Here is a 21,595-nt window from a genome sequence, read left to right as displayed (position 1 = left end):
ACCTCTGGAGTGAAACGCTCGGGTTATTTATTATAGTGTGCAAAATATCAGACTGATTTCATCATGCAAACCATCACCAATATCGCCGAGTCACCGATCCAAACTATTCACCACCCGACATTGGAAAAATACGGTTTAACGTTGCAGGTTAAGCGTGATGACTTGCTCCACCCGGTGATCCAAGGAAACAAATGGCGTAAGCTAAAATACAATATACTCCACCTAAAGCAAGCTGGCCTTGAAGAGTTAGTCACTTTTGGCGGGGCGTTTTCCAATCACTTATATGCTACTAGCATGGCGTGCAAACTTTTCGCAATCAAAGGTCACTTAATTGTTAGAGGCCCAGAGATTGACTGGCGCAATCCAACGCTAAAAATGGCAAGCGCTTGCGGGCTAACACTTCATCCCGTGAGTCGAGTCGAATATCGGCAAAGAAATCAGCCTGAATACATTCAAACTCTGCAAGCCAAGTTTAATAATGCTTATCTCATACCAGAAGGCGGCACTAATGCACTTGCACTGCAAGGCGTTGAAGAGTTAGCGCATTCCTTGCCTCAAAGTGATTATGTCATGACGGCTGTAGGTAGTGGCGGCACAGTGGCAGGACTAATCCCGGGATTACCTGATCACACGCAGGTTCTAGGCGTTACGGTACTAAGAGGTGCTGAATACCTAGCACAGGAGATACATGAATTAATCACAGCTCAGCGCTGCGCGCCATGGCAGCTACTCCATGATTTTCACCACGGAGGTTACGCCAAGACTACACCTGAATTGCTGAGTTTTTGTCATGAAATGAAGGTAAAATATCGTTTGCCTCTTGAGCCTATTTATACGGGTAAACTGTTTTACGCCATTTTCACTTTGGCTCAACAAGGATACTTCAAAAGAGGCAGTGTGATCACCGCAATCCATACCGGCGGCTTACAAGGGTTAGATGGTTTGAGATATTTGACTAATAAAAAGTCGGCCTAATCAGCTCATGCGGTCAGCGTTTTAGTGAATATCAGCGAGCTGTTGTAACGGTGCGGAAAAATAATGCCCTTGGGCCCCTTTCACTCCAAGCCCTTTGATACAACTCAATTCAGCAACGGTTTCAACCCCCACTGCATACACGGGAATACCCAAGCTTCTTGCTTGAGCGACTATTTGCTTAACTGTGCGTTTACGATACGCAGACTTTTCAATGCCATGTACCAGCTCATAGCTAAGCTTGACAGCTTTTACCAACTCGGCAAGCGGTGAGCGCCCTAGCGTCAGAGCCTGTGTAACGTTATCCAAATAAATATCGCACCCAAGTCGGTTCAACCTATCAAAAGCTGCTAGCAATCGCTCTCCATGTTGATAGACCTCTTCTATGCTAAGTTCAAAGCCTATTGCCGCACCACTATGAGACGCAATGAGCTGTCCCTCTAGCCAATCAATAAACTGGCTATCCACCCAGCTCGAGATGTGTAAGTTAATGCTTACCTTACCAAAACTCCTTTCCTGCTCATAAACAGACAACACCTGCTTCACTATCGCTCTATCCAGAAACTGAAATTGCTCTGAGGTATAAAGGTGTTGCATCACCTGCTTGGCCGAAATTCGCCCCATTTCTTTGTGAGTCACTCTTAGTAGCGCTTCGCTTACAATTACGTCTTCGGCTAAAAAGTCGAACAACGGCTGGAAGAATAAGGAAAACTGTCCGGCTTTCAGATAACTCAGCAAAGCCTCACCATCTTCGTTAAGGCGTTTTGCCAATAACTCTGTGAGATGAACTAGATGAGTATGTTGCCACACTTGATTTTGCGCGATCGAAAGCGCTGATTTTGCGCTTTGATAAACCTGTGTCTGTTGTTTATTTTCCTGATAAAAACAAGCGCCAAGTTTCACTTTGCTGCGAGATAAATCCCCCGAAACTCTAACAGCACTCGATAAACGATTTCGTGCATTTGCTTTGCCAAGTCCATACCTTTAGTCGCCCCTATCTGCTTTACTGTCACGGCTAATGCCCCAGAAGCTAGATATTTAACTGCCACCGTCCCAAACTCTCCAACGCCTTTAACCAGCGCAAGCTGAAAATGTAACTGCAGATCAACTTCTTTAGGCGTACTGCACTGCCAATGGATTAACGCAAATAATGCGTACAGCCCTTCAGGAGCGGGGGCTGGTAAAGCCACAGGCTTTTGCGCATGTGAGGTAGACTCAACCTTACCGTATAAAAACCACCACCGATGTACGAATAACACCAGCCCAATTGACAATAAATTGAAAAATATCAATATATATCCATGACTTATCCATATAGATTCATGGTACAAGGTAACGGTTTGGTCATTGGCAACAAATTGGTGCTCTTCTGCATTCGCAACAGGTAATAATGAAAAACCATACTTCGTAGCTATTTCACTTACTCCCGCAGCAAAAGCTTCAGCTGATAGCTGAGAAATTTCAGCCGCGGCTTCTTCGCCTTGCGTGTGAACCTGAAGGTGCAGTAAATGATTAAGAAGGAAATTTAGACACAACAACACCGCCAAACTTACCGCGACTAGCTTTTTTTGATACTGACGACTAAATCCATCTAACAGCTGAATTGGCATAATGTTTTTATTGGGTGGAAAGATAACTGAAGTGTTGTTCAAAATAGTGCAAAACTCAAGCGAGATGCGGCTTTTAATTGTACAGAAAGGATAAGCAACTGAGCCAAAACTAGAAATGCGTTAAGTTTATTAATCGTGCAAGATGGTAAGCTTTATCTAAGCTTACTCGTCACCATTTTCTTAGAGATATTTATACCACTAAAAACAAAAAACCCCAGCATGATGCTAGGGTTTTCTTAGATGCTATACCACCATTTAGAACGGAATATCATCATCAAAGTCAATTGGTGGCTCCATAGGGTTTGAGCTACCACCTGATTGACCATTGTTTTGGTTCTGTTGTGGTGCAAAGCCACCTTGAGACTGGCCACCGAATCCAGAAGACTGCTGAGAATTCTGTTGCGATTGCTGTGGTGCGAATCCACCTTGCTGTTGGTTTGACTGGCTTTGCTGTGGCTGCGAATATTGCTGCTGAGGCGCTTGATTATAGCTTTGCTGGCCATAATTATTTTGCTGCTGTTGAGCACCTTGGTACTGGCCGCCACCTTGACCCTGCTGCTCGCCACGGCCACCTAGCATTTGCATTTGGCCACCCATGTCCACCACGATTTCCGTTGTGTACTTTTCTTGGCCGCTTTGATCTGTCCACTTACGAGTCTGTAGACGACCTTCAATGTACACCTGCGAGCCTTTTCTTAAATACTCACCCGCAACTTCCGCAAGTTTGCCAAACAACACCACACGGTGCCATTCTGTACGCTCTTGCAATTGACCGGTGTTTTTATCTTTCCAGCTATCCGTAGTTGCAATGCTGATGTTAGCCACGCCGTTACCGTTTGGCATATAGCGAACTTCAGGATCTTGGCCCAGATTACCTACCAAAATTACTTTATTAACACCACGTGCCATGGCATTGTCTCCTCACACTATGACAAGCCCAGCACTTGCTTGGCTTGCTTCAAATCAAAAATTTTATCATCTACTTTTAGGTAGCTACGATTCTCATCTCTCACTACCGTGGCCTCAAGTACCCCAGGTAATGAAACCAATTGGTCTGCCAATTCCGTCGCTTGTTGCTCATTTTCTACAGCAGAAACTAAGCTGATTGCTTTGCTCTTAGGTGGCACTTGCATACCCCATGCGATAACAAACCATATTACCCCAATAATGGCCGTTGCCGCAAATATCGTATCGACCGCAAAATTTTGCGCCAAAATACCACCCAAAGCACCGCCTATAAATGCACCAAGAAACTGGCCAGATGAAAATACTCCCATCGCCGATCCCTTTTGGTTTGCTGGAGCTATACGAGAAACCAACGCAGGCATAGTTGCTTCGAGAAAATTAAAGGCAATAAAATAGACCAGCATTGCACCTGCGATCACCCAAAGTGAATCTACAAAGCAATACAAAGTAACCGAGCTTACCACTAGCATTGCAATAGACAGCAAGAATGTCTGCTTTTCTTTTTGTTTGCGGATCGCCACTATCATCATCGGTGCCATCAAAATGAAGGCGAGTAAAAATACCGGAATGTAGAGTTGCCAATGCCTATCTGCTGCAAGGCCGTCACGGATCAACTGACCAGGCAAGGCTACAAAAATTGTAGTCAGCGTCAAATGCAATAGCAACACCCCAAGATCAAGCCTCAGTAACTGTGGGTTTTGCATCAGGCGACGAATATCTGCAAAGCTTGCTATTGTGTCACCTTTTGGGGCTTTATTTACCGCATTTGGCACCATAAAGGTAATGATAGCGATACCTACAATTGCCAATACCGCCGTCAGCCAGAAGATCCCTTCGATACCAAAAGACGCTGCAATCATTGGTCCTAATAACATGGCTACAGCAAAGCTCATACCAATGCACATGCCAATGACCGCCATTACCTTCGGACGCTGCTCGTCACGGCTCAAATCCGCAGCAAGCGCAAGTAAAGCACTTGCAATCGCGCCCATGCCTTGTAGGGCTCTACCAAATGTCACCCAATAGATTGAATCCGCTAATGCCGCGATAACGGATCCTAATGCAAATACCAACAACCCACCAATGATGATTGGCTTACGACCGAACTTATCAGACAGCCAACCCATAGGTATCTGGAGTACAGCTTGAGTCAAACCATAAGCACCAATAGCCAAACCAATCCACAGTGGCGAGACATCCTGTAAAGACTGGCCGTAAACAGCTAACACAGGCATCAGCATAAACAAACCAAGCATGCGGAAAGCGAAAACGCCAGCAAGAGAAATCGCGGCGCGCTTTTCAGTTGGATTTAAAGAGTCATTAGACATAAGGCGGTATTCATCACTATCGAAAATCACGCGCAAGTTTAACAAACTCTTTTCTTAACTTACACTAGCGCGAACGGATCTTTGCAATGCGATTGTTACCATCATGATTTTGAACGGCTTACTTCGAGAGAAAAAAGCGCTAGTTGGTGCCGTACTTGGCCGTGATCTGATCTAATTTTCCGCTACGTTTAACCCGTTCAAATGCTTGACTCAAACGCTGCAAACGCTCGCTCGAGGTGCGTGCCTTGCTAAAGGCAAAATATACTGGGTTTTCGTTAATAACCAACGGGCTAATCGCAAACTTTTCAAAATCAGGGTTATTTTTACTTTGATACAGGATGTTGAATTTTTCTTCTAAAAACCCTGCTATCCGTCCTTTTTTGAGCAAATTCAATTTTACCTGATTGTCGGGTACATAAATAAATTGTGTTTCACTGTCGGTACGACGCGCAAGGCGAGCTGTAAACGCCTCACCGTAATAAGCATTACGCTGAATAGCGATGGGCTTTGACAGATGGAATAACGACTCAAGTGAGTCAAGCTGATGAGGCTCGCCTGAGTTCATTGCAAAAACAATCGTTTCCATTCGTTGAGGACCAATAAAATGCGCAAACTGTTCACGTACCGGTGTTTTTGTGACGCTCAAAATAAGATCGATATCGCCCTCCTCTAAAAGCTTCAGCGCCCGACCCCAAGGAATACTGACGAAACGATAGCTACACCCTGCTTCATCCAACAAGGCTTTAGCGAAATCAACATCCATACCGTGCCAAACAAGGTCGTCATTTAACTTAGACTGCGCAGCATAATTCTCAAACCGTACCACCAGCTCACAGGCGAAGACATTTTGGCAAAGCAGCGCCAAAAGCAATAAAAGTCGATACAAAATCAATATCCCAAGTTGATCGGTTTAATAAGTTTAGTTCGTTTAGCAGAGATAACTTAATTTTGTATTCGGGATGCGGTAATCTGTTCACTTCACATCATGCTTTGACTGATCCAGGTTTCAATTTAGTGGATTAGTATCGCGTACTCAGTACAGCGCACGAAAAAACACAAGGGTCGTATGGATAAAATAGAAGTTAGGGGTGCCCGCACCCACAATTTAAAAGACATTTCACTCACCATTCCAAGAGACAAGTTGATAGTGATCACGGGTCTTTCTGGCTCAGGGAAGTCGTCTTTAGCATTTGACACCTTATACGCAGAAGGCCAGCGTCGTTATGTTGAGTCTTTGTCTGCGTACGCGAGGCAGTTTTTATCGCTGATGGAAAAACCAGATGTGGATCACATTGAGGGCTTGTCTCCCGCGATTTCCATTGAGCAGAAGTCGACTTCTCACAACCCACGCTCAACCGTGGGAACCATTACCGAAATATACGACTATTTAAGATTACTCTTTGCACGAGTGGGTGAACCGAGGTGCCCTACGCATGATTTACCGTTAGCCGCAAAGACTATCAGCCAAATGGTTGATACTGTATTGGCGCTACCAGAGGGTAGCAAACTCATGCTACTTGCACCGGTGGTGAAAAACCGTAAAGGTGAGCACGTAAAACTGTTAGAAGAGCTTGCAAGCCAAGGTTTTATTCGTGCGCGTATTGATGGCGAGGTATGCGATCTCTCAGATCCACCAACGCTAGAGTTACAGAAAAAACATACCATAGAAGTCGTGGTGGATCGTTTCAAAGTCAAAGCAGGGCTTGAGCAGCGGTTAGCCGAATCTTTTGAAACCGCGCTTGATTTGGCTGATGGCATTGCGCAAATCGCCTATATGGATGATAGCGACGCAGACGAACTGATCTTCTCGGCCAACTTTGCCTGTCCAACTTGTGGCTATGCCATGAGCGAACTTGAACCACGACTGTTTTCTTTCAATAACCCCGCAGGTGCCTGCCAAAGCTGTGATGGTTTGGGGGTAAAGCAGTACTTTGATCCCAAACGTGTAGTGCAAAACCCAGAACTAAGCTTGTCTGGCGGTGCAATCAAAGGGTGGGATAAACGCAGTTTTTACTATTTTCAGATGTTAAGCTCGGTTGCCGAGCAATATGGATTTGATTTAGAAACGCCATTTCAGGATCTGCCGAGTAAATTTCAAAAAGTGGTTTTAGAAGGCTCAGGCAAAACTAAAATCGCGTTTAAGTATCGTAATGACAGAGGCGATCTTATCACCCGCAATCACGAGTTCGAAGGCGTGTTAAACAACATGAATCGCCGTTATCGGGAAACGGAGTCCAGTTCAGTAAGAGAAGAGCTCGCCAAATATCAAACCAGCCAAGCGTGTCCAAGTTGCCATGGCTCACGCCTGCGCGAAGAAGCGCGCCATGTATTTATCGGCTCGACCAATCTACCAACCGTAACAACGATGAGTATCGGCGAAGCCAGTCAATTTTTTATCGACTTAGCACTCACAGGCCAAAAAGCACAAATTGCGGACAAAATACTCAAAGAGATCCGCGACCGTTTATCTTTCTTGATCAATGTAGGCCTAAACTATCTCTCTTTGGAGCGTAGTGCTGATACTTTATCTGGCGGTGAAGCTCAGCGGATCCGTCTTGCAAGCCAAATTGGCGCCGGTCTCGTGGGGGTAATGTACGTACTGGATGAGCCTTCAATTGGTCTACATCAGCGCGATAACGACCGTTTACTTAAAACACTCACGCACTTAAGAGATCTTGGCAACACCGTGATTGTGGTAGAGCACGACGAAGATGCCATTCGTGCAGCCGATCACATCATAGATATCGGTCCAGGCGCCGGCGTACACGGCGGCTATGTCGTCGCTGAGGGAACTCGCGATGAGATAATGCAAAGTAAAGACTCATTAACGGGTCAATATCTCAGTGGCGAGAAATGCATTGAAGTTCCAGCGCAACGTCATCAATGTGATGATAAGTGGCTTGAGCTGAAAGGCGCAACGGGCAACAACCTAAAAAGTGTCGACTTAAAAGTGCCTGTCGGCCTCATGACCTGCGTAACTGGGGTATCAGGTTCGGGTAAATCTACCCTCATTAATGACACCCTATTCAAACTTGCTCATCAGGAATTAAACGGTGCAACAACGCAAGAAGCTGCACCATATGAATCAGTTCATGGGCTAGATCACTTCGATAAAGTTATCGATATTGATCAAAGTCCTATCGGTCGCACACCACGTTCAAACCCAGCAACTTATACAGGGATCTTTACTGCTATTCGTGAACTATTCGCGGGGACACAAGAATCGCGTTCACGCGGTTATAAGGTTGGCCGCTTTAGTTTTAACGTTAAAGGCGGTCGCTGTGAGGCCTGTCAAGGCGATGGAGTTATCAAGGTTGAGATGCACTTCCTGCCGGATGTCTATGTTCCTTGCGATGTCTGTACTGGTAAGCGCTATAACCGTGAAACACTGGAAGTACTGTATAAAGGTAAAAATATCCACGAAGTGTTGGAAATGACAGTTGAGGACGCCCGGGAATTTTTTGATAAGATTCCCGCAATCAATCGCAAACTACAAACTTTAATGGACGTTGGCCTCTCCTACATTCGCTTAGGGCAAGCCGCCACGACTTTGTCCGGTGGTGAAGCGCAGCGTGTTAAGCTCGCTCGTGAACTATCAAAACGAGATACCGGTAAAACACTTTACATTCTCGATGAGCCAACCACAGGTCTGCACTTCCATGATATTCAGCAGCTACTCGCAGTATTACATCGTCTGCGCGATCATGGTAATACGGTGCTGGTTATCGAGCATAACCTAGACGTCATCAAAACCGCGGACTGGATTGTGGACTTAGGTCCAGAGGGAGGAGCAGGAGGTGGTCAAATACTCGTCTCAGGTACACCTGAAACGGTGGCTGACTTTGCGGCTTCGCATACGGGTAAGTACCTTAAGCCCTTATTGTCTTAATTTCTAAAAGTCTCTATTATTGGTGCATAATAATTACAAATTCATTTATTATGCACCAACTTCTCGCGCCAAAAAACTTAACCGCATACCTAGCAAGATTGCGCTTTTCCATCGGCCAATTCTGGCAAAGCCTAACGCTGGCTCAACGCTATTATTTGGTCAGTTTTATCATTTTCATGTTCAGCTTGAGTGAAACTGAAGATAATAACTTCACCACTTTTTTGATCTTAATAACCACAGTAACGGCGCTATGTTATGAATTCTGGCCAAGGATCATGACCTTTTGGGAAAGTGTGCCAGGCAAAGCACTGATACTGTTATTTTATGCCTTTATCGCTAACTTTGTGTTAGTGCAAGCTGATGGTCGTATCAATGATTTAACTGGGGTCAGCACAGATAATTTCCCTTACACACATAATTTGAGTGTGTTGCTGTCGTTACCTACTTGGTTTTTTATTACCAGTACCTTCTTGTTAGTTCTCGCGCAACTCTTTATGACCTGTTATGTCGTTGTACTTTTCCTGCTTAAACCATTACGTATAAAGCCTTTTTGGCATCAGAATCACTATCGTTATCCGGCAACAACAGCAATCATCAGGTTGATCATGTGCTTTGTTTTATTGGCTTTCTTGGTGCTCGGCATCGCTAAATCAGGTGCTTCAACCGCATTTACTGAGTTTTCTTCTGATTTCAAAATAGATGAGGACGGAATTTCTTTCCATGCCAACGCGAAAGAATCACGCTTAGCAGACTCCGCAGAAGAAAACGAAGGAGCATCGGAAACTCAACCACGACAGGCCAGCATGAGTGGCGGTACTCCACAACAAGATGAAACACAGTCCACTGCAGATGAGCCGGAGTCGTTAACGGTATCTATTAATAACGATTCTAACCCAGATTTACATGAGCAAGGCAAAAACTATAACGATGTGCTTAACCAAATATTGGCTTACTTTATCTTTCGCTTTGAGTCTGACGGAAACTCACGCTGTGAACATAGCGAAGGCAGTAATATTGTTGAATTAAACGATTATGAGATCTTAGAGATCATGCCGGATAACGCCGCGGAATACGGCTACACCTATACAGTAAAGCCTTGTATTTCAGCGGCAATTGGTCACCAGTTTAAGCCGCAGCAACCATAAAAGTGCCTAGTGCATCGCGCTCTTGCTGACTCAGCGGTTGAGATTGCTTAACCGCAAAGTCATATCGCACCATAATGGTTTTACCTTCAGCACAGCATTCTCCATGCTGCCAAGCCTGCTGCAAAATCACAAATGAGCTGTTGCCGATATGTTCAACAGCCGTTTTTATTTCGACTTCCTGACCATAAAATAGCTCCCCTTTAAAGGTAACTTCGACTTTAGCAACAATCAATTTCCACTCTTTTGGATTTAAATCTGGTGTAAATATTTTGAAAATAGGTGTGCGCGCGGCTTCAAACCACACAGGGAGTACGGTATTGTTGATATGTCCAAGCACATCTGTGTCACAAAAACGCGGCATAAGCTTTTCAGACAGCATAATAACTCCAATAAAAACTAGGGAAAAACATGAGTGATTTTATTCGCGTTTACGATAACGCACTCAGTTCAGACTTTTGCGATGAATTCGTAAAGACCTTCGATCAAAGCCCACATTTAAAACAGGGGACTACGTCTGGTGGTGTCGACTTGAGTAAAAAAGTCAGTCACGACCTTTATCTAAATTCCTACCCTGACTATGCCAAACAGTTACAGCACATTCAACAGGTTACGGCAAAGCACTTATTTGAGTACCTTGAAGAACATTTCTTTATGATCATCGGTGCATTTGGACTTAAAGTGTATCACCCCAAAACTGGTGAACCTGTCGATCTCACTGTGGATAACTTTGAAGAAGTCGGCAAGCCACAACTCCCGGTCCTTGCTCAACAGCTATTTCGTTTAGGCGCTATCCAAGCTCAACGCTATCAAATAAATAAAGGCGGCTACCCCTACTGGCACAGCGAAGTCTACCCTCAACATGACCATAATGAAGCCTTACACCGAGTGCTGTTATTTATGTTCTACCTTAATGATGTCGAGGAAGGTGGCGAGACCGAGTTTTATTATCAGCAGCGTAAAATTGCCCCAGTAAAAGGTTCTATGGTGATAGCACCAGGGTATTTTACACATACACATCGAGGCAATATTCCGGTTTCTAATGATAAGTATATACTCACTTCGTGGGTGTTATTTAATAGAGCAGAGCAACTCTATGGTACGCCCAAATAAGCTATCTCTATACTTCAGGGGCTGTTGAACTCAAGCATAAAAGATAACAGCCCCCACAGAACTTATTTAACCTGAGGTTTGGATAAGGAATGGACTAACTCACTGTTTTTTAATCACCTTAAACTATCTTCTTATCTAGCCAGAGAGTTTTGGGGATAACTCCGCTTCCGCGTCCTGCTCTCGCTAAGGTACCTACATCCTGTAGGCAAGGCGAATTTACGCACCAATAGCTGGCTATTGGAAGTGAATTCAACGCAGTTAGCGCTAAAACTGGCTGCTAGAAAGGCATTAATTATCCGCAGCTCAGGTTATTTAGCTTTGGTAAATTCAGCCCACTCTATCAGCATGGGTAAAAAATCTTCATAGCCACACACCGCCATCATACCCGATTCATCTAAAGCCAGCGCGTCTTCTTGGTATTGCGCTATGTCATCACTTTCATGAAACAGAGCGTGGCTTTCAAATAATGCTTCTTGCGGCGTGAATGTGGCGCGGATCTCTTTTCCAGCCAACACAAGCTCTTCTTTTTGATTTGGCAGGTTTTCAAGCTGTGTCAACAGGCTGACAATACGCTCATGTGCAAGCTCTTCGCTCAGCCACCGACCTATCAACGCATGCTCGTCATTTAAGCGAGCTCGAAACCCAGAAAGTGGGTCACGAATAAACTGGTATTCCATCTTTACTTCTTAACTAAATCACCTTGTTTTATTATACCTAAGTGGCGTCCGCTAAGCATTCATTGATAGAATTACCTTTTAACCACTCGATTGTTGGTCAACGCATGTCGCCTGTTGAGATCTTATTTCCTCTCATCTTTATCGTTATTTCTGGGTTTTTGAGTGCAAAGATTGGCTTTATCGCCATCAATCAGCTTGATGGCTTGCGTACTTTTATCTTTAATTTATGTATTCCTGTACTGTTATTTAGCAGTATGGTGCAAGCAGATCTGAAAAGCCTCGCGACGGGTCCCTTGTTATTATCCTTTTATCTCCCAGTCGCTCTGACTTATGCAGGCTTATACCTATTTCTCTTTAAAGCGCAACATCGTTCAAAAACAGACAGTGCAGCATTAGCATTAAGTGGCACCTACTCTAATACCGTGTTAGTCGGATTACCGATTATCTTAATGACACTCGGTGAGCAAGCCGCTGCCATGGTATTTATGATTATTACATTCCACAGTGCAATGCTGTTTTTTATGACTTTTTTACTGGCAGCAAGACACAAAAATAAGGTGGATATTGTGAAACCCCTGCTGCTCAATCCAATAGTGATAAGTATTTCGAGCGGTTTGATATTAAACATTGCAGGGTTAAAACTACCAAGCTTAATACATGAAAGCTTTAGTTGGTTGGCAAAACCAGCTATTCCAGGGGCGCTATTTATTCTGGGTGCGAGCTTGGTACAGTATGGCGTGCGGGGAAAGTTACAGGGTGCAATATGGCTAAGTGCAGTAAAACTGATACTACTACCGGGATTGGTTTATCTCTTTGCCACTTATTTAGGATTGGCAACTCAACAAGTTCAGGTGGTGACTTTAATGAGTGCCTCTCCGCTGGGAGTCAATGCCTATCTTGTTGCTAGACAGCTCGACAGCCAACAAGCAACGCTTGCGGCTACCGTTGTGCTGTCTACTGTGCTGAGTATGATCAGCCTGACTGGGTGGTTATACTTTTTGGTATAACCGTTAATACCTAGGCGGCGTATACTTAGCAGCATCAATAATAGCCCACAAATGGAAAACGGCTGCAATCACAGGTGGAACCAATAAAAACCACAGTGCATACCCACCTACAACAACAATTGCGAAGATTAAAGCCGCCAATATACGACCTTGAACCAACTGACCAAGGCCAGGGAAAAAGACGTTACAAATCGCTGCAATTACATTACCACCAGAACCTTGTCCAGACATAGTTACCTCTCTTAGTTACTTAAAGTCTTTCTTTTTAATATATCAGATTTCATGCCAATCCTAACGCTTTGATTTTAAAAGAAACCAATGAAACTCATTATTTTCTGTTCACTATAAGTTAGCCTAAACCACTAACTTTTAGCTTAAAGTTTAGCTATATTATGATGCGTAATTCAATCACTTTGATTTACATAAAATAATAATGAAAACAGGATGTCTTATGCTTGGCAAGTTTACCACCCCGCTAACAAAATTAGTCGACAAGTATCTACCCGATCCATTTGTGATTGTCCTTTTACTCACTTTTTTGGTGATGGTACTCGCTACATTGTTTACTCCAGCAACACCTGTCATGGTGCTTGAGGCATGGGGTAATGGCTTTTGGAAGCTGCTTACTTTTGCGATGCAAATGTTGTTAGTTTTATTATGTGGTCACATGCTTGCTGTTACCCCTCCAATAGCGAAAGCGCTAGACCGTATCGCAGGCCTAGCTAAAACTCCTTCTCAAGCAATTATACTCACCACCTTTGTTGCGATGAGCGCCAGCTGGATAAATTGGGGGTTTGGCTTAGTAGTCGGGGCTTTGTTCGCAAAGGCCATCGCTCGAAAAGTGAAAGTTGATTATCGCCTGTTAGTGGCTAGTGCTTACTCTGGTTTTGTTGTTTGGCACGCAGGCCTATCAGGCTCAGTCCCCCTGACTATCGCAACTCCGGGGCACTTTAGTGAAAAGAGCATCGGTATTGTTACCACTTCAGAGACAATCTTTGCGCCATTTAACCTGCTCATCGTACTCAGTATTTTTATCGTTTTACCACTTATAAATAAACTGATGCTTCCCAAAGATGATGACGCAGTTATTGTTGATAAAGAAAAGCTCATTGAACAAAGTAATGATATCAGTAACCGCAATACTCCGGCTGCAAAATTAGAAAATGCCTCATGGCTTGGCATGTTAGGAGGAGCAATCGGTCTTAGCTACTTGGGCTTTTACTTTATATTTAATGTAGGCACATTGACATTGAATATCGTCATAGCCCTGTTTTTGTTCTTAGCTATGCTGCTACACAAGACCCCTGCTAATATTCTCAATAGTCTACAACAAGCAATTCAAGGTGGTGCCGGTATCGTGATACAGTTTCCTTTTTATGCTGGGATCATGGCTATGATGGTCGAAACAGGACTAGCGCAACAAATATCTCAAGGATTTGTTTCTATTAGCAGTCAATGGACATTACCGCTGTGGAGCTTTTTAAGTGCAGGCCTTGTGAATATATTTGTGCCTTCAGGCGGCGGTCAGTGGGCGGTACAAGCACCAATAATCATTCCCGCAGCAGAAGCGCTTAATGCAGACATAGCCAGAGTCGTGATGGCAATTGCTTGGGGTGATGCTTGGACTAACCTGATCCAGCCTTTTTGGGCACTACCGGTACTTGCAATTGCAGGTCTTAAAGCCAAAGATATTATGGGATTTTGCCTAGTACAATTGCTGGTAACGGGTGTAATTATCGCAACTTTATTGTTGCTGCCCCTGTAAGAAGGTGCATAATGCACCTTCTTACACAGATTAACTTGATAAAATTTTCATTGGTAAGCTTAGGATTGGATTCTCTGAATCAGCAAAATGCATCATTACCGCAACATGACCTGTAATAACAACTATATACATAATGGCGCTGACCACTTGCCCATATCGGTCAAGGGGTAATAAGTGACTATAATTACGGCCACGCCACTCAATCAGGATTTCAAAACTACCAATCAAAATGAATATCACCAGTAAGATTAAGCCAAAGGTGTAACTTATCCAAAGGCCGAATAATACTCCTGACATACACGCCAATAACCCCACCCAAGAGCGCATTGAAAAGCTTATGCTTTTTAGAACATGCCCACCATCTAACGGCAAAATAGGTAGTAAATTGAATAAGTTCAACAGCGCACTTAATACTGCAACACCAGCAAAGATTTCCATCTCTGTCGCGTAATACAACACCACTCCAAGGATTGAGGTTATCAAGCCAAATGCCGGTCCCATCAACGAAATAACTACATCTTGCCAGCGGGTCGTGATCTTATCATCACTTACAGCCAGGCCACCAACGAAAGGGATCAAATAGATACCTTTTGTTTTAATCCCAAAATAGCGCATAGCGCGGACGTGGCCATATTCATGAACGACTAAGCAAGCCACAAGCATAAGCGCAAACTGCCAAGAAAATAGCCATGCGTATCCTGCCACGGATGCACCAGCCAAGGCAGCTTTAACCACCTTTGCACTTTTAAATAACTTTAAGCCCAATGCTGCCAAACCAAATAAGCTGCGTTTTTCTTTAGGTGTTTCAGTGCTCACTTCGAGCCACTGAAGCTCAGCTCCATTTACTGCAATACCAAGTAATCCCTGAGGTAACTGCTCTGTATTTACCGCCAGTGCTTGTCCATCAATGGTCGCGAAAATGCCATTATGCTGCTCTTCAAAGGTAATCGCTTGCTGCTCGACAAAAAGCTGTACTACTTGTTGTTGGTTAAAAAAGATAGATACCGCTTTGTCCGCTAGCGAAAGCTCGACTCTATTCATATTCAGATCCAAAGGTCATTTGGGGCATTATCGCTAAAAGCGTCCGCTTCATAAAGTGCTGCCGGAATCTGAATTAGAAAAATGCAGGTAAAGTGTCATTATTGCGCTTCAAATTGAGTAAAAATCACCTTTTAAAGCATTTTGAGATTTGAGCACTTTAAATTATTTGTACTAGACTTTAAGGAGGTAAGGTATACGAAGGAATTGTTAATGTCATTAGCAAAACATCGGATAATGGTAGTAGATGATTCACCCGCGATCCTCGTCGTAATGCAAGCTATTATGACTGAGCTTGGTATTGAGCATGTCACAACCTGCTCAAGTGCGGTGAATGCTGTAGAAAAAATACGGCAGACTCCTCATCAATTTGACGCCATTTTTACAGATCTCAATATGCCCGAAATGGATGGTATGGAGTTTATTCGCCAGCTAGGAGAGCTAAGGTTCTCTGGCGGCATTATTATTATTTCCGAAATGGACGAGAAGATTATTGATCTAGCAACCAACCTTGCCAGACAGTCCAATGCACACCTTATCGGCAATATTTCCAAGCCCGTACAATTGGTTGATGTCGAGCGCATGCTCAAAAAAATGGAGACGTATACCACTGTTAAACGTAGCCGTATTGAAAAGGTAACCGAAAGCGATCTTTTGCATGCCATTAGTCACAATGAAATTACGCCTTACTATCAGCCAAAGGTTCACCGTGGTGACAAAAAGATAAAAAGTGTCGAAGTGCTTGCCCGTATTGTGTCTAAAAATACCGAGCAGGTCATTTTACCAGACCATTTCATTGGCGTGGCCGAAGATACCGATCTAATCAACATCATTACTTTCCAGCTTTTTGAAAAGGCAACGGACGAGTTTAAAGCAATCAAATCTGAACTCAATTACCCGATTAAACTGGCTTTTAATTTATCACCTGTGCAATTAAATGATTTAAGCTGTCCAGATAAATTGGCACTTATTTTAGAAATAAACCGTTTAAAGCCTAGTGATATCATTTTAGAAATTACTGAAAACCAACCGATGAATCAGTCTATTCAACTGGAAACAATGAACCGGTTACGGATCCGGGGGTTTGATATTTCGTTAGACGACTTTGGTACTGGATTTACCAATATTCAGCAGTTAAAGTCTTTGCCGTTTACTGAGATCAAAATCGACCGCTCTTTGATAACCCATGTGGAATCCGATCGCTTTTCACAGGTACTTATCGACAGCTTAATCGACATCGCACAAAATCAACAGTTAGACATAGTAGCTGAAGGTATAGAGCGGATTGAAGAGCTACAATACCTTGACCGCTACAAGCATAGCCTGTTAATGCAGGGCTTTTTAATCAGTAAACCTAAACCACTAACAGACCTAGTCGGGTGGATACACTCTTGGCAGCGTATGATTAATTCGAACCCTTAACCTCTGGAGAGGCAGTTTCCTCTCCGCCGCTTTGCGTTTCAGACGCATCTTCAGCTTCGTCGCTGTCTTCAATCAAATTATCATGATTATCAACGCGCTCTCGCCACTTTTGCTTAGCAGCAGCTTGCATATTGGTGGTTTGCTCTCGCTCATCAACAATATCCATTCCCATTAATGATTCAAGCAAATCTTCTAATGTCACTATGCCTTGTACATCGCCATATTCATCAATGACAAGCGCAATGTGTAGACGCTTTGCCAGTAACGCTTTGAATAACTCTGGCGCAGCTAGTGTTTCCGGTACGGTATAAAGAGGGCGAGATAGCTTACCAATTTTATATTCTTCTCCAAGCCTATGATAAGCAAGCATAATATCATTCTTGTGTACAAAGCCGATGATGTCATCTGTGTTTTTATCGAATACCAACACCCGAGAAAAAGCAACCGAACCATGCTCAGACAAATACTCGTGCACTGTCATATCTTTATGCACCTTAAATAACACCGTTCTTGGTGTCATGATGCTTTCTAGTTTGGCATGACGAAAACGTAATAAACTACGAATGGTTTCAGTCTCGTCCTGATGCAGTGCACCAGCTTCAGAGCCTATTTCCGCCATCGCTTCGATTTCTTGACGAATATAGTGAGCCTCATCTTCTTTACGGCCTATCACTTTTGTAAGTTGATCCGACATCCACACGAATGGCTTCAATAGTCGAACTAGCCATACCAACACACTGGAAACGATAGGTGTTAATCCGCGCCAATAAGTCGCCCCTAAGGTCTTCGGAATGATTTCTGATAGCACCAAAACCAGTAGCGTCATCACCGCTGACGCAATACCAACAGCTGCATCTGAAAATACCACAGCAGCTTGCGCGCCAACCCCTGCAGCACCGGCGGTATGCGCAACGGTGTTTAACGTTAGAATGGCAGATAAAGGCTGATCAATATTGTCTTTAAGGCGTTGAACTCGCGATGCTAATGCATCATTGTCTTGCTTTAAGATCCCTATATGACTTGGCGTAATACTAAGTAGCACCGCTTCCATCACCGAACAGATAAAAGAGATAGCTATTGCCAAAAACATGTAGGTTAATAATAAAACCAAGTAAATTCTCCTCTTTATTCAACGCTAAGTGTTTGCTCAACCACATACGTTATGTTGCTTATCAACACAGACTATTAAATTTAGGACGTCTATCGCAGCAATACAACCGGTTCAAAATACTATGATATAGTTTTATCATATAATTACCTACAATAGGCGCACATAAATGAAACTACGTACAGCCGTCACTCTACTATTTACGGCAGTCTCAACACAACTTTCAGCAAGCCCATTAGACGAATCAAAAATACAATTTTTGGGTCCCATCGCAGGCGAATCAACAATAAAGCCAGCGGATACAGCTCATCGTGATGCAATTATTGAAAACCTGCTACCATCATTACAACAAGACGCCAAACAGGTAACGCTATTCAATAATGAAAGCAAATGGCAGCCTCTAAACAAAACTACACAATTAACGATACCTGGATTGCAGGCTCTAAAATTTAATTTCACTACTGAACGTTTTGTTTCAGGTAAGCTAAAGCTTGAGGGCATCGAGAAAGCCAAAGTTTTTCTAAATGGAGAGCCAGTCTCCGGTGTTAAAGAGGTTCAGCTTGATGTCGTCAAGGGCGATCATCAAATCCTCGTTATCGCTGAGCAGGTAAATGACTGGAATAAGGTTGCTCTCAGCTTTGAAGGCGAAGCAGCGCATGACGTTATCACGCTAACAGAAAAACAAACCAAAGCGCTGTCTGCAAAGCAGTTGTTTGATGCTCCAACGGTGAGTGCTATCTCACTTGCACCTAACGGCGAATATTACATTTCGACCGTCCGCCACTACGATGATGAAAAAGGCAACTCAGCAATCACCGAAACTGCTTTATACAATGAAGATGGTGACATGCTTTACAGTTTCGATGGTATGAGTGCAAATAGCTTTGCATGGCGTGATGACAGCAGCAAACTCACTTATTTAAAAGATAATAAAGCTTACATCCTTGATCTAAAAACCTTTAAACGTACTCAAGTTGCTACTAAGCTCAATGGCGCGAATAGTATCGAGTTTTTTGATAATGACACGCTTATTTTTGCTTGGACCAACAGCGGCAAAGAAGAAGGCAAACTGACTAAACATTATCAAGGATTAGAAGATAGATGGTCATATGCCCGGACCCAATCGCAAATCTTCTTACTCGATATCAAAAGTGGGCTACTTAATCCTGTGACCGTTGGCGCACAAAGCCACAACTTGGCCGACTTTGACGCACAAGCAAACACGGTTTTAGCAACGCGTAATAAGCAAGACTACGCGCAACCTCCTCACATGTTGACAGAGCTAATAGAAATCGATCTATCAAACAATCAGCAAAGTGTTATTGGTCAGTATCGTACATTTAGCGGCGCGCAATACACTAAAAATGGTATTTATGTAACTGCAGGTCCTGATTTTGCAGAAGGTGCGGGGCGCAACTTACCTGAAGGTATGCTCGCGAATAACTATGATGGCCAACTCTATTGGATAGATCGCAAAGGCCACAATGTAAAAGCACTGAGTAAAAACTTTGACCCAGCCATAGGCAGCTTCACCGTACTCAATAATGGCGATTTGGTACTAAAAGCGACTGACCAAGATCGTCAACAGCTTTTCCTCTTTGACGAAAGTAAGTCTACTTTCAAACGCTTAAACACCGGGCTGGATGTTGTCGCCAACTATTCTGTGTCGAGTGAACGTAATCCAGAGATCTTATTCACAGGAACGACTGCATCAACTCCACAACAGTTAAAAACCATGTCAACCTCAGATAAGCGAGCAGACACGCTCTGGGACTCAACAAATATCGCATACCAGAATGCGGAAATTGCCAACCTAGAAGAGTTTAATTTTACTAATACTGAAGGCGTGGAGATTAAAGGCCGCGTGTATCTACCACACGATTTAGACAAAGCTAAAAAGTACCCAGCACTTGTTTATTACTACGGTGGTACTTCTCCAGTGACTCGTGGCTTTACAGGACGTTACCCATTTAACTTATGGGCAGCAAAAGGCTATGTTGTTTATGTCTTGCAACCAACTGGTGCGACAGGTTTCGGTCAGAAATTCTCAGCAGAACATGTCAATGCTTGGGGTGAACACACCGCTAACGATATCATCATGGGTACCAAAGAGTTTGTGAAAGCCTACCCTTTCGTTGATGACAAGCGTTTAGGTAATTTAGGTGCTTCTTACGGCGGCTTCATGACTATGCTGCTGACAACAAAAACTGATTTGTTCTCAGCTTCTATCTCACATGCCGGTATTTCTAATATTACTTCATACTGGGGTCAAGGCTGGTGGGGCTATTTGTATTCTGGCGAGGCCTCAAAAGGAAGTTTCCCCTGGAACAATCCAACGCTTTACTCACAACATAGCCCGGTATTTAATGCAGATAAAGTAACAACACCATTATTGTTAATTCACGGTGACGCGGATACCAATGTGCCGCCAGGTGAGAGTCACAATATGTATACTGCATTGAAGATCCTTGGCCAAGATGTTGAATTGGTCGAATACAAAGGCGCAGATCATCAAATTTTTGCTCGTGACAAGCGTTTCCATTGGTGGAACACCATGCTTGCTTTTTTCGACAAACATTTAAAGCAAGAGCCACAGTGGTGGGAACATTTATACGGTAAGTAATCAACGCTAGGCGGCACGGTGTGCCGCCTTTTTGTTTATGGAAGCAGCAATCAAACACATCATTGTATATAATTTAATAATAAAGCTCTGTTTCCCCTTGATCGAACTAGGTTGTCAGGTTAACGTGCCAGATAGAGAGTTGTAAGAATTCGTTTCATGCACTTCCAAGCAGCGATCTCTCAGTGTTATATTTACGACAATTAAACAACAATTAACAGTGAAAACATGAGCATAAAGGTTTTATTAGTTGAAGATGATGAACTCTTAGCAAAGCGGCTGTGTAGTCACTTTGAAAATACCGAGTTCAGTATCACTGTAGACAATACGGGTGCTACTGCGCTTGAGCTTATTCAAGCTCAAACCCAAAACCCATTTGCACTTGCTATTGTTGATGTTGTTTTACCCGCCACTGATGGCCTGCAACTCGCGAAAGAAATTAATACCTTATCAGACCTTGGTGTCATCATGCTTTCTAGTCGAGACTCTCAAGCCGATAGAATCGCAGGTCTTGCGCAAGGTGCTGATGACTACGTTTGTAAGCCTGTTGATACGCTTGAGCTTGAACTGCGTATGCGTGCCTTATACAAACGTTTAGTTGGTAATAAAGACGATGAATCGGAAGAATTTATCGAATATGCAGACTTTAAACTACACCCTGATAACCGTACCTTAATCAATCAACATGGCATTGAGTCTCGACTTACCGAAGCTGAGCATAAAGTGTTGATTTGTCTTATTTCCAATGCTGGAAGGGCAACATCCAGAGAGCGTATTTCAGAAGACATTGGGCAACCTGATTGGAGCCCAAGTGACAGAACAGTTGATGTCTTAGTTGGCCGACTACGCAAAAAACTCGGCGATGAAAAAGAGCAAAAACGCATTGTTACGGTTCGCGGTAAAGGTTATATGTTGTCAGCTTAACCTTTACCAATAAT

The 21,595-nt window shown here is 43.5% G+C and carries 19 protein-coding genes; 9 read left to right on the top strand and 10 right to left on the bottom strand.

All coding sequences use genetic code 11. From position 1 onward, the window contains the following. Window positions 1–63: 63 nt before the first annotated feature. Window positions 64–975, top strand: coding sequence for a pyridoxal-phosphate dependent enzyme (locus tag GSF13_RS06905; RefSeq protein WP_211867588.1), 912 nt, complete (start codon window positions 64–66; stop codon window positions 973–975). 21 nt (window positions 976–996) lie between these two features. On the opposite strand, the gene GSF13_RS24655 is transcribed toward GSF13_RS06905, so the two are convergent. The 5 genes from GSF13_RS24655 to GSF13_RS06885 all read right to left on the bottom strand — a co-directional run bounded on the left by GSF13_RS24655 (window position 997) and on the right by GSF13_RS06885 (window position 5,762). Beyond that, window positions 997–1,875, bottom strand: a complete 879-nt coding sequence (locus tag GSF13_RS24655; protein ID WP_249122745.1) for an EAL domain-containing protein — start codon at window positions 1,873–1,875, stop codon at window positions 997–999. Continuing rightward, window positions 1,872–2,582: a hypothetical protein gene (locus GSF13_RS24650; protein WP_249122744.1), complete on the bottom strand. Its 711-nt coding sequence runs from the start codon at window positions 2,580–2,582 to the stop codon at window positions 1,872–1,874. The genes GSF13_RS24655 and GSF13_RS24650 overlap by 4 nt, the downstream gene beginning before the upstream one ends. 255 nt (window positions 2,583–2,837) lie before the next feature. Continuing rightward, entirely contained in the window at window positions 2,838–3,491 is a 654-nt protein-coding gene (gene ssb / locus GSF13_RS06895; RefSeq protein WP_010605948.1) for a single-stranded DNA-binding protein, read from the bottom strand. Window positions 3,492–3,508: 17 nt separating this feature from the next. Then, a complete protein-coding gene (locus tag GSF13_RS06890; RefSeq protein WP_211868967.1) occupies window positions 3,509–4,876 on the bottom strand; it encodes an MFS transporter in 1,368 nt (455 codons plus the stop codon). A 139-nt stretch (window positions 4,877–5,015) separates the two neighbouring features. After that, window positions 5,016–5,762: a transporter substrate-binding domain-containing protein gene (locus GSF13_RS06885; protein WP_010605950.1), complete on the bottom strand. Its 747-nt coding sequence runs from the start codon at window positions 5,760–5,762 to the stop codon at window positions 5,016–5,018. A gap of 180 nt (window positions 5,763–5,942) precedes the next feature. On the opposite strand from GSF13_RS06885, the gene uvrA reads away from it, so the two are divergent. Beyond that, window positions 5,943–8,765, top strand: coding sequence for an excinuclease ABC subunit UvrA (uvrA, locus tag GSF13_RS06880; protein ID WP_211867586.1), 2,823 nt, complete (start codon window positions 5,943–5,945; stop codon window positions 8,763–8,765). A gap of 50 nt (window positions 8,766–8,815) precedes the next feature. Further along, on the top strand, window positions 8,816–9,910 hold the full coding sequence (locus GSF13_RS06875; RefSeq protein WP_211867584.1) for a hypothetical protein: 1,095 nt from the start codon (window positions 8,816–8,818) through the stop codon (window positions 9,908–9,910). Here the strand turns inward: GSF13_RS06875 and GSF13_RS06870 are convergent. Then, on the bottom strand, window positions 9,891–10,289 hold the full coding sequence (locus GSF13_RS06870) for a thioesterase family protein (protein WP_010605953.1): 399 nt from the start codon (window positions 10,287–10,289) through the stop codon (window positions 9,891–9,893). The genes GSF13_RS06875 and GSF13_RS06870 overlap by 20 nt on opposite strands. A gap of 29 nt (window positions 10,290–10,318) precedes the next feature. Here GSF13_RS06870 and GSF13_RS06865 point away from each other — a divergent pair, with 29 nt between their 5' ends. Then, window positions 10,319–11,020, top strand: a complete 702-nt coding sequence (locus GSF13_RS06865) for a 2OG-Fe(II) oxygenase (RefSeq protein WP_088531994.1) — start codon at window positions 10,319–10,321, stop codon at window positions 11,018–11,020. Between the two features lie 308 nt (window positions 11,021–11,328). Here GSF13_RS06865 and GSF13_RS06860 read toward each other — a convergent pair whose 3' ends face one another. Continuing rightward, on the bottom strand, window positions 11,329–11,697 hold the full coding sequence (locus tag GSF13_RS06860; protein WP_010376624.1) for a YacL family protein: 369 nt from the start codon (window positions 11,695–11,697) through the stop codon (window positions 11,329–11,331). A 62-nt stretch (window positions 11,698–11,759) separates the two neighbouring features. On the opposite strand from GSF13_RS06860, the gene GSF13_RS06855 reads away from it, so the two are divergent. Beyond that, the gene (locus GSF13_RS06855) at window positions 11,760–12,704 is read left to right on the top strand and encodes an AEC family transporter (protein WP_227387574.1); all 945 of its coding nucleotides are present in this window, start codon (window positions 11,760–11,762) and stop codon (window positions 12,702–12,704) included. 3 nt (window positions 12,705–12,707) lie between these two features. On the opposite strand, the gene GSF13_RS06850 is transcribed toward GSF13_RS06855, so the two are convergent. Next, on the bottom strand, window positions 12,708–12,935 hold the full coding sequence (locus tag GSF13_RS06850) for a hypothetical protein (RefSeq protein WP_010376621.1): 228 nt from the start codon (window positions 12,933–12,935) through the stop codon (window positions 12,708–12,710). Between the two features lie 220 nt (window positions 12,936–13,155). On the opposite strand from GSF13_RS06850, the gene GSF13_RS06845 reads away from it, so the two are divergent. After that, entirely contained in the window at window positions 13,156–14,469 is a 1,314-nt protein-coding gene (locus GSF13_RS06845) for a TIGR00366 family protein (RefSeq protein WP_211867582.1), read from the top strand. A 30-nt stretch (window positions 14,470–14,499) separates the two neighbouring features. On the opposite strand, the gene GSF13_RS06840 is transcribed toward GSF13_RS06845, so the two are convergent. Beyond that, on the bottom strand, window positions 14,500–15,510 hold the full coding sequence (locus GSF13_RS06840; RefSeq protein WP_174170510.1) for a site-2 protease family protein: 1,011 nt from the start codon (window positions 15,508–15,510) through the stop codon (window positions 14,500–14,502). Between the two features lie 210 nt (window positions 15,511–15,720). On the opposite strand from GSF13_RS06840, the gene GSF13_RS06835 reads away from it, so the two are divergent. Beyond that, window positions 15,721–16,929 (top strand): EAL domain-containing response regulator, encoded by a 1,209-nt coding sequence (locus GSF13_RS06835; protein WP_045990536.1) that lies wholly within the window; start codon window positions 15,721–15,723, stop codon window positions 16,927–16,929. On the opposite strand, the gene GSF13_RS06830 is transcribed toward GSF13_RS06835, so the two are convergent. Next, window positions 16,913–18,040, bottom strand: coding sequence for a hemolysin family protein (locus tag GSF13_RS06830; protein WP_211867580.1), 1,128 nt, complete (start codon window positions 18,038–18,040; stop codon window positions 16,913–16,915). The genes GSF13_RS06835 and GSF13_RS06830 overlap by 17 nt on opposite strands. Before the next feature lie 166 nt (window positions 18,041–18,206). On the opposite strand from GSF13_RS06830, the gene GSF13_RS06825 reads away from it, so the two are divergent. Both GSF13_RS06825 and GSF13_RS06820 read left to right on the top strand, forming a co-directional pair. Further along, window positions 18,207–20,660, top strand: coding sequence for a prolyl oligopeptidase family serine peptidase (locus GSF13_RS06825; RefSeq protein ID WP_211867578.1), 2,454 nt, complete (start codon window positions 18,207–18,209; stop codon window positions 20,658–20,660). Window positions 20,661–20,885: 225 nt separating this feature from the next. Next, window positions 20,886–21,581, top strand: coding sequence for a response regulator transcription factor (locus GSF13_RS06820; protein ID WP_010605961.1), 696 nt, complete (start codon window positions 20,886–20,888; stop codon window positions 21,579–21,581). Window positions 21,582–21,595 lie beyond the last annotated feature (14 nt).

Origin of the sequence: Pseudoalteromonas sp. M8, from assembly GCF_018141365.1 — a bacterium.
GTDB lineage: Bacteria > Pseudomonadota > Gammaproteobacteria > Enterobacterales > Alteromonadaceae > Pseudoalteromonas.
This window is presented reverse-complemented; position numbering and strand designations above follow the sequence as displayed.